Source organism: Pseudoalteromonas sp. MMG012 (genome assembly GCF_018100875.1).
GTDB lineage: Bacteria > Pseudomonadota > Gammaproteobacteria > Enterobacterales > Alteromonadaceae > Pseudoalteromonas > Pseudoalteromonas aurantia.
Genome location: NZ_JAGJEF010000115.1, coordinates 1 through 9,042, shown reverse-complemented (window position 1 = coordinate 9,042; position 9,042 = coordinate 1). Strand labels below are relative to the sequence as shown.

8 protein-coding genes are annotated in these 9,042 nt (G+C 39.2%); 3 read left to right on the top strand and 5 right to left on the bottom strand.

The window, feature by feature from the left end; genetic code table 11:
- A partial coding sequence (locus J8L97_RS21690) for a LytTR family DNA-binding domain-containing protein (protein WP_211052724.1) occupies positions 1-843 on the bottom strand: 843 nt, incomplete at its 3' end.
- 177 nt (positions 844-1,020) lie between these two features.
- Here J8L97_RS21690 and J8L97_RS21685 point away from each other — a divergent pair.
- Entirely contained in the window at positions 1,021-2,298 is a 1,278-nt protein-coding gene (locus J8L97_RS21685; protein ID WP_211052722.1) for an acyltransferase family protein, read from the top strand.
- 112 nt (positions 2,299-2,410) lie between these two features.
- Here J8L97_RS21685 and J8L97_RS21680 read toward each other — a convergent pair whose 3' ends face one another.
- Both J8L97_RS21680 and J8L97_RS21675 read right to left on the bottom strand, forming a co-directional pair.
- Positions 2,411-3,079, bottom strand: a complete 669-nt coding sequence (locus J8L97_RS21680) for a glutathione S-transferase N-terminal domain-containing protein (protein ID WP_211052720.1) — start codon at positions 3,077-3,079, stop codon at positions 2,411-2,413.
- Positions 3,080-3,546: 467 nt separating this feature from the next.
- A complete protein-coding gene (locus J8L97_RS21675; RefSeq protein ID WP_211052718.1) occupies positions 3,547-5,592 on the bottom strand; it encodes a S9 family peptidase in 2,046 nt (681 codons plus the stop codon).
- A gap of 168 nt (positions 5,593-5,760) precedes the next feature.
- Between J8L97_RS21675 and J8L97_RS21670 the strand changes: the two genes are divergently transcribed.
- Together J8L97_RS21670 and J8L97_RS21665 are read left to right on the top strand one after the other, a co-directional pair.
- Complete coding sequence (locus J8L97_RS21670) at positions 5,761-6,276, top strand: DUF2975 domain-containing protein (RefSeq protein WP_211052717.1); 516 nt, start codon at positions 5,761-5,763, stop codon at positions 6,274-6,276.
- Positions 6,277-6,279: 3 nt separating this feature from the next.
- The gene (locus J8L97_RS21665) at positions 6,280-6,510 is read left to right on the top strand and encodes a helix-turn-helix transcriptional regulator (protein ID WP_211052716.1); all 231 of its coding nucleotides are present in this window, start codon (positions 6,280-6,282) and stop codon (positions 6,508-6,510) included.
- Positions 6,511-7,081: 571 nt separating this feature from the next.
- On the opposite strand, the gene J8L97_RS21660 is transcribed toward J8L97_RS21665, so the two are convergent.
- Together J8L97_RS21660 and J8L97_RS21655 are read right to left on the bottom strand one after the other, a co-directional pair.
- A complete protein-coding gene (locus tag J8L97_RS21660; RefSeq protein WP_211052715.1) occupies positions 7,082-8,287 on the bottom strand; it encodes an ABC transporter permease in 1,206 nt (401 codons plus the stop codon).
- Positions 8,288-8,297: 10 nt separating this feature from the next.
- On the bottom strand, positions 8,298-9,042 hold a 745-nt coding region (locus J8L97_RS21655), incomplete at its 5' end, for an ABC transporter permease (RefSeq protein WP_211052714.1).

Here is a 9,042-nt window from a genome sequence, read left to right as displayed (position 1 = left end):
CTTTAGTTGCGCTTTAAATTGTTCTTTATAGCGACGTGAAAGGGAAAGACCTTTACCTGTATGCAGTTGTATTTCGCTGTCTCCACTGGGTAGAGAGGTAATAGAGTCAATGGCATCAAGGCGTACTGCGTATGAGCGATGGATACGGCAAAACCCTTGCGGTGCTAATTGGGCGCTAAGTTGTGTTAATGTTGCTCGCAAGGGGTAAATACGCGCCCCTATATGCAAATTAACATAATTACCTGATGATTCGAGCCAATCAACTTCATTTACTTTAACAATGAATTCTTTCCCAAGCTTTTTGACAAGTAAGCGATCATATTGTGGCGTGGTAGGTTCTTCGCCTTCTAGAATAGGTGCTGCTTCTCCACAGAGTTGCGAGATGATGTAGTTGTAGGCTTTAATAACAAAAATGAGGAAGATGAACCCCCATAAATCTTTACGGTATTCGTAAATTAGTTCAAACCATAAAACACCAAAGTCATAATATCTATCTTGTGCAAAGTAAATTAATTTACGCAGCATAACCATAATGAATACATGCGCTAGGCTAAATAGAACCGATGCTAGGAAGTAGCGCAATACAGATGAACATATTCTCTGCCAGTTAAATGGAAAAGTTTTTAGTAACCATACAATTGCAGGTAACACAGCTAAGGTACTTACCGCACTTGAGTATTCCCACACAAAGGGTTCCCACCAAGTAAATGACAAACTTGACTCCCTTTGAGCCTCCATAATATTTGATGTAGCGTTAATGGTATTATTGATAAAAATATACCCGCAGAGAAGGAGCCACATATAGCGTTCTTGATAGTTTTGTATGTGATTGAGGCTTGGCATAAATTCACTTTTAAAAACAGGAGGTATTGAGCATATCAAGGAGTGGGTACATTACCAACTATCTTATCCCTGTATGCCACCGTTTATCCCTACTCATTGTTTTATAAGCACTCTATGGTTTATATAATTCAGCGATTGTTGATACTGAAGGTCCGTTTAATTGATAAAAAGTACGTCATGAAAAGACTGTTTAGTCGTGTGGTAACGAAGTTGTTTCACCCCTGGTTGGTGATATTTGATGTTGAGCATGCGTTTTCTACTCGACGCTACGATTTGGATTGGCTACGTATATTGGCATTTATTTCTTTAATATTTTATCACTCAGGCATGGTGTATAGCCTAAATTGGTCGTTTCACTACAAAAGTGCTTATTTAACGGAGCTCGTCGAGTATGTGATGCTGATTTTTTCACCCTGGAGAATGGCGCTTATTTGGTTTATTTCAGGGGTTGCACTCAGGTATTTGGTTCCAAAATACTCGTTAAGACATTTCGTTGTTACGCGTACAGTGAAGATACTATTGCCGTTACTTGTTGGAGTGTGGCTTGTCGTACCCGTGCAGCTTTATGCTCAAATGAGCCAAGAAGTTGGGTTGAAAATAACGTTTAGTGATTTTATTGTACAATTTGTCGACTTATCTAGTCCGATATTTAAAGACTATCAAGCCGGTATATGGCCTCATGTAGATGTAAACCACCTCTGGTATTTAAGGTCATTATGGCAATTTACACTGTTACTTTTAGTGCTATTACCGTTTTTACATAGTCGCCGTTTGTCACGGTTATTTTCGCCTGTTTTTGAGCAATCACGCTGTGTATTATTTTTATGTTTGATATGCCCAATATGGTTATTGAAATTCTATAGTGAAAGTGAGTATTTTCGTTACGGGCTAGGGTTTGTATTTTTACTGTATGGATATATGCTCGCCAGGCAATCAAGTTTATTTCAATGCTTGAAACACCATTGGCAATCTTTGTTGCTGGTTTTTATTGCTGGTTATCTTCTGATATTGATTGGATATGTTCAAATATGGAAAAACCCAGAGGCGGAACAGTGGCAAATAGAAGTGCTGAATCTAGTGTATGTGACGCAAGGGCTGATAGGGGTCAGTTTAATGCTGGCATTAGCCGGGCGTTTTTTGAATCACAATCATCGTTTTTTACCTATTTTGAATAAAGCGGTATTTCCATTTTATATATTGCATCAGAGTGTTGTCATTGCGTTAGCCTTTTGGATAACGCCTTGGCAACTCGGTGCAGCATTAGAAGCTTTGGTAATTATTGGCGGTACGTTTGCTGTGTGTACAGCGCTATTCTCAGTAATTTATCGCTTTGATGCGCTGCGACCTCTTTTCGGTGTGAGTGTGAAACACCAATATACTTACGCGCAGCGTTGTTGGGGATATGGAATAGGCTGCGTTATTATCAGCCCGCTTGCTTTAATTCTTATTTTATAAGGAAAACAGCCATAGAGTGATGTATCGTTACGATAACATCACTTGTAGGAATAGGATGCGTAGTGTAGTGCCACTGCACTACGACCCTTTATAGATGTGAGCATTGTTGGTGTTAGTTATTTATATCGTAGATTTTTTTCAAAGAAAGAAACCATGATTGGACGGCGGGGCTAAAGTCAGACATTTGAAATGTGTTACTTGTAGACAATAGCCATTGTAAAGTGCCAAATACAATAAAGTCTGAATATAGTGGGGTAGCCCCGCCGAGGAACTCAAATTTATCGAGGTATTTATCAAGCACAGTCAGCTTGGCCAGCAAAGTTATTTTTGCAGTATCTCCTTTCTTGGATTGAATTTCCGCTAGTGTATCGCCAAAAAATGCTTCACGTGAGGTTTTAAAGTATGGCTTATCTTTTTCTTGTAAATGAGTGTAGATATCAGCTATCGCTATTTTCGCAATGTCTGAATGTAGCGCGTTTGCCCACCCATCAATAAATGTTGAAAAAGCGCAAAGTTCATTAGCGGTAAATAATGAAGGTTGGGTTGGGTACGTGGCATCTAAATATTCGGCAATTTTATAAGAGTCACTCATAGCGGTGTCTCCGTCGAGCAAAACAGGTACTGTTTTGAAATTGCCGTTAGGTATATTTTTGATGTCGATAAAAGCTGTCTCTTCATTAGAAAAACGCACTTTTTTATGGAGTAAAGCTAAGCGAATTCGCCAACAGTAAGGACTAAAAATAAGGTTGTTCTTACCTGCCAGTTCATAAAGTTTGATCATTATAGTTCCCCAAAATACATAGGTGATTTTTTACAGAGTGATTTTCATTGTTTACCTTATAGTACTGTATTTAGTTGAATATAAGTCACATATTTCATGGCTGCTCTAGGTTTTATCAATGTGATTGTCTCCTTAACGCAATGCGCACTTGTGCCCGTGTTTTTTCAGCTGTTGTGAATCAAGTGAGCACAGGTATAAAGTGCGCCAGTTTTATGTATGGTGTTTTATTCGAGTATCATGGGCAATACGGTTTAACGCCCGTAAATAGATTTTTAGGTAATACGCGGTCAGTAACCGCAGAACCAACTTTATCAGTGATTTGCCAACGCTTTTATATTGGATAAAACGCTGATGGGAGATAAAATAGCATCGTTTTCGTGGTAAACGACGCTATTTCAATGGATGTATATTGCCTGAATTGTCTCGTGTGTGAAGCTAAACACCTACGGCCAGATACATGGATTAAATTACAGTTTACTTAGGTCAACTTTTAATGTTTTAAGGTGCGTTGCAATCTCTGTTGATGTTTTTTTACTGGTCTTTCCACCTAAATGTTTAGCGAAAAATTGTTCCATTGCCATAACATATGCCAGTTTATTGTCACGCTTGAGAAAGCCATGACCTTCGTCTTTTGCCAAAATATATTCAACAGGTAAACCTTTTTTATGCATTACACGAGCAATATTGTCAGACTCAAGCTGGGTAACTCTTGGGTCATTTGCACCTTGTACAATAAGTAATGGCGTTTTAATGTTGTCGACAAAGTTAATGGGCGAGCGGCTATTCATATCTTTTCGATCTGCGGCCACTTCAGGGTCACCAACGGCACTGAAAAATTGACCTAAATAAGGACGATAGTGCGACGGGAAAGACTCAACTAAGGTAATTAAGCTTGATGGCCCTACGTATGATACGGCTGCTTTGTATATATCAGGCGTAAACGTGACACCTGCTAATGCCGCGTATCCGCCATAAGAGGCGCCCATAATGCCAACCCGACTTTTGTCTGTGATACCTTGTTTAACTAAGTAATTAACGCCATCAGTTAAGTCATGCTGCATATTACCAAGCCCCCAGTTTTTATTTCCTGCGTTTAGAAATTTTTTACCGAAGCCTGTTGAAGCCCTAAAATTTGGCTGTAATACCGCATAACCCCGGTTCGCTAATAATTGGGCTACCGGGTGGAAATATCCTGAACTTAATGTCCAATAATCTCGTACCCAAGGTCCGCCATGTGGCAATATAATTGTGGGCAGGTTTTTATGTTTGTTCTTGGGTAGCGTTAAATAGGCTTGAATGTTCACACCGTCGCGAGATTGATAATTGATTGATTGGCGTTTTGATAAACGTTCAGGGGCAATTGCCGGCTTTTGGTTTAGGAGCGCATGCAGTTTTTGCGTATTCACATCGTAGCTGTAATCACGGTCAGTTTTAATATCACTGCCGACGGTAATTTGCCATTGCCCCGTTTTTTTATTCATTGACTTAACACTAATTTCAACCGTGTCGTTAAAATAGCTGTTGATTTTAGTCCAATGTTGAGCAAACGCTTGGGTTAATGGATAAGTACGTAAGTGTCCACCGTAATATGACACGGCTATGGGCTGGTTATCATCATTAAACTCAACCTTATATACGTCTGATTGATTTTCAGGATCTTGATGAAGCGTAGTAAATGACTGTGTTTTAAAATCAAATGATAAGAGTTCTTGCTTATCCCTTTTTTGAATATCACCCGTTAAATAGGCTTTATGGTTAGCTTCATCATATTTTAATAAAGTCATGTTTTCGCCAAAAGCGGTGTCAAATACCGCTTGCCATTCATGCTTATTCTTTACATAAAGTGTACTGGTATTGTCGCTGTTGGCGCTGACGGCAATCATTGGAATACCTTGACTGTTAAATGATAGTGAACGAAATCCTTTTTTGTTTTCAAGTACTTTTTTTAGCTTACCGGTTATGACATCTAAATGAAAAATATCTAGCTGACCACTTTCATCTTGATTTGACATCACGATTAGTTGATTAGGCATCTCTTTAACTTGGCCTAACAAAGCGTACGTTGCATCTTTGTTTTGAGTGAGCAGTTTAAGATGCACTTCTTCTTGAGATTTGTTTTTGCCAAATGTTAAATGATGAATTTGATCCTTTTCGTTACCATTGTCATTTTTAAGGAAAAAGAGGCTGTCATCATTTTTTGACCACTGAAAACTATTAATGGGATCCTTAGACTGAGTCACTGCGTAAGCGTGTGTTAATGGTTCCCCTTTACGCACAAGAAAAATATTCTGTGCGCCATTTAACTCTTTAAGAAAAGCTATCCAATGGCCTGATGGCGACAACTTTATATCGCTCACTAAACTTTTATTAAAAAAGTCCGCCATCGGGATCAACGTTGTATTTACCTGATTTTTAGTAATGTTACCTTCTAAGTTGCTGGCATAAACCAGTGGAGTAACGGCTGACGATAAAGCGCCGATGATTAAGCTTGGTAGTAAGTATTTGGTGATCATAATTAGATTCTCGCTGTTTTTACTCATGCTGAAAGAGTGATAAGTAACTTGGAAGTATAGTTACACAAAAAATAATTATTGTAAAACGATAATTTTATATTGTTTTGTAATGTTTTATTATTGTGTGGTACTATTGCATTAAGTATTTTGAGGAATAAAGAGCAATAAATGAATGTAAGTATGCAAAAGCTTATGAGAATGAGCAGGTTATTAAGAGTATTAATATTACTGGCAGCAACCACTGTGATTTTTTACCTTGCTTATGGTTACTTTATAGACGATAAAATTTATTTTAATTCTAGTGCTTTGTTCTTTGCGCTTTGGGATAACCCGTCAGCGAGTCAACCCTTTCTGCTGGCATCGAAACTGCCATTACTACTTAGCTTTCTTCTTGGTGTTTATTGGTTGCAAAAATTACTGAGTCATTATCAACAAGGGCAATTTTTTGGACCCGATTCAATGCATTGCTACTTATGGTTAGTGTGGCTAAAACTGGCAAGTTTTATACTGGACATTATTGATACGCTACTGATAGGTAACTACGCGCGACACTTTCAAGACACTGTCAGTATCGAGCTGACGGTTGATTTCAATGAGATCACCACTATTTTGTTGATGCTAGTGATTGTGTATTTACTTAAAGCAGCCAAAGAAATCGAAGCTGAAAATAAAGAGTTTATTTAGCTTATGGAAATTATTGTAAATTTAGATGTGATGATAGCGATTCGAAAAGTGAGCTCTAAAGAGTTAGCTAAAGCCATCGGGATCACCGAAGCTAACTTATCGTTACTTAAACGCGGCAAGGTCAAAGGGGTTCGCTTTGAAACATTAGCGGCTATTTGTCATTACTTAGAATGCCAGCCTGGCGACATATTAGCGTTTAGCGCAAGTGAGACTAAAGGTGTTACCAAGAGCTAAAGGTGATCCATTGACTGTGCTTCACCGTTAGCAGCTATCTCTGTTTGCTTTTGCCTATTAGCTACATCACGGTGCATACCATCTAATAAGCCACATTCGAGGTATGTGGCTTATAGTCTCTCATTCATATCACTCGTTAAAATATGACTTTAAGGGGTGATGTTGTTTTGGGGGCAGTAGGGTCTGTCGAAGCGGGTAACTCATCCCAGCACTGTACATCATTAAATGACTGAAGGGCACATGCGCCATTTAATGTATTCGCAACATCAACGTCATTGGATGCGCCAGCGACAGATATGTGCTACAGCAAGCCTAGTAAAGAAGTTAACTGTATAGGTCGTGGGTAGTTTAGTGTATGCACTATTTTTTGGTCAGGAAACAAACTGTGCGAATACGAAATACAATAAGGCTATTATCCTTAACTTTTCATTTGTGAGGTATTGTTAATTCCGTCTCTTGGCATAGTAAGAGTACGCTGAATATATTCAAAAAACTGCACTTACTTCAAAAACTGAATTCTCATTAAAAAACGCATTCCCCTAGCATAATTAAGGCTGCTAGGGGAGAGAGCTTACGCACCTCTGGTTGTGATTGCGGGAGACACTTTGGCCGCTTGACTAACAGGATAAGCGACTGCGATTTGTCCAAGCAACACAATCGCAATAGCGCCGAACAGTAAAAAGTTTAGCGGGACAGGTGTGATTGCAAGTAGTTCCACAAATTGGTTGTTTAATATGATGGCGGTGAGTATGCCAATAACCACACCTACGGTTGAGATGATGGCATTTTTTAGCATAAAATAACGCACTACTTGAGATTTACTGGCACCAAGCGCACGTCGTGTGCCAATTTGTTTTACTCGTCTGTTAATTGTAAACCTAGCCTGACCTAAGATCCCAAATAGGGTAATGATGGTGAGGCCAATACAGACCGATGTGAGTAATTGGTTGGTTGCTAAGTCTTCTTGATAACTGCGTTTTTTCACTTCACTTAAAGGCTCAATTGTTTCTATGCGTTTATAAGCATGTGTGAGTAAAGCTGCCGGTATCGCTTTTATGACGTAGTCCATTTGATCAGGTTCAACGCGAACTATATAACGTTGGCTATGGTTTGACTCACGTACCGACGAAATTACGGTGTATTCAACAGCACTCCAAGAACTCCATGCATTTTGCAATCGCTCAATGATACCAATCACCTCGTGAGGTTGTTTATAGAAGTATATATTTTTACCGAGTATGTCTCGCCAATCATCGGGAGATATTTTTTCAGCCAAGGCTCTGGTTATCAGTATTTTTGCGGGCTTATATATACCATCTCGCTCAGCCGTTTGAATATCAGAAGGGGAGAAGTTTTCACCAGCGACTAAGGTAAGCCCTAACGCATCAATCACGTCCTCGTTTGAGCCAAAGTATCCGCCAAAGGCAACATATTCTTCATCGGGTACGAGTTTAAACTCAATATAAGACCCCCAGCCTTCAAGCGGAAGTGCTGTCATTGGCGCGGCGTTGATGACGCCATGAATATTTTTTAGTGCAAGTAAATCGTCTTCTAGTTGATTGACTAAATCACCGTGCTCGTCAGATAAATTAGTAAAGACGGTAAGTGTATTTTTAATGTCGACGCCGACAGGGCTTGCGATTAAGTCGTTTCGTTCTGAAATCATATAAATGGCATTGACAAGTACCATGAATGTAACAGCAATTTGAAATGCCAATAAAACAGGGGTCGTTTTTTTCTTTTTAAATGTTTTTACTATGGGTAAAAAATCACGCATGTTCTTTATCCTATAAGCTTTTAAGTTGGCTGGAGGGCTGCATGTAACTTGCTTTGATGATTGGATAAAGGCCAAACACTAAACTCGATATAACCGCCAATAGTACTGTGCCAAGAGTTAGTTGAGAGTTCATTTGCATTAGCCCTGAGTGCAGGTAATGGTATGTGTTGGCTGCGGCAATAAGCCCAAGCTTTGCAAGCAACAATCCCAGTAACCCACCCACGAAACCGATCACTGATAACTCAATTGCAAATTGTTTGACAATATCCTGTTGGCTTGCTCCGACAGCACGACGTAATCCGATTTCACCTGATTTGGCATCAAACTTGGCTATCATGAGGCTCATACAGTTAAGCAAACAGACCAACAGAAATAGGGCTGCTAACCACACGGCCAGTTTACTATCATCGCTTATAATTTCTTCAACTATCAAGTATTGCTTCAATGGTAAAAGTTTATTGAAAATACGACGTGGGAATCTCCCCAAAGATTGCTGCTCTTTAGCATGATTATCTATAAATGTTTGATATTCATCATGGCTTTTCTTATTCGAGAGTTCAACCCAGAAAACGACCCACATACATTCTGATACCAGTAAAGATGCAAAGGACTGATCATCCGGTTCTTTCCAGCAGTAATTGTTCATTAACTTTAAAGTCAGCAGTTCATTTTGAATTTGGGTATTGAAGGGAATGAATATACCATTTGGTTTCTTAAACGCTTCATTCTGAAGGGCGTAAAACTTGGGTAAGGGG

Excerpts from the sequence above, each read along its gene's own strand:
- J8L97_RS21685 (WP_211052722.1), top strand. The coding sequence starts at position 1,021 with ATGAAAAGACTGTTTAGTCGTGTGGTAACGAAGTTGTTTCACCCCTGG.
- J8L97_RS21680 (WP_211052720.1), bottom strand. The coding sequence starts at position 3,079 with ATGATCAAACTTTATGAACTGGCAGGTAAGAACAACCTTATTTTTAGT.
- J8L97_RS21675 (WP_211052718.1), bottom strand. The coding sequence starts at position 5,592 with ATGATCACCAAATACTTACTACCAAGCTTAATCATCGGCGCTTTATCG.
- J8L97_RS21670 (WP_211052717.1), top strand. The coding sequence starts at position 5,761 with ATGAATGTAAGTATGCAAAAGCTTATGAGAATGAGCAGGTTATTAAGA.
- J8L97_RS21665 (WP_211052716.1), top strand. The coding sequence starts at position 6,280 with ATGGAAATTATTGTAAATTTAGATGTGATGATAGCGATTCGAAAAGTG.
- J8L97_RS21660 (WP_211052715.1), bottom strand. The coding sequence starts at position 8,287 with ATGCGTGATTTTTTACCCATAGTAAAAACATTTAAAAAGAAAAAAACG.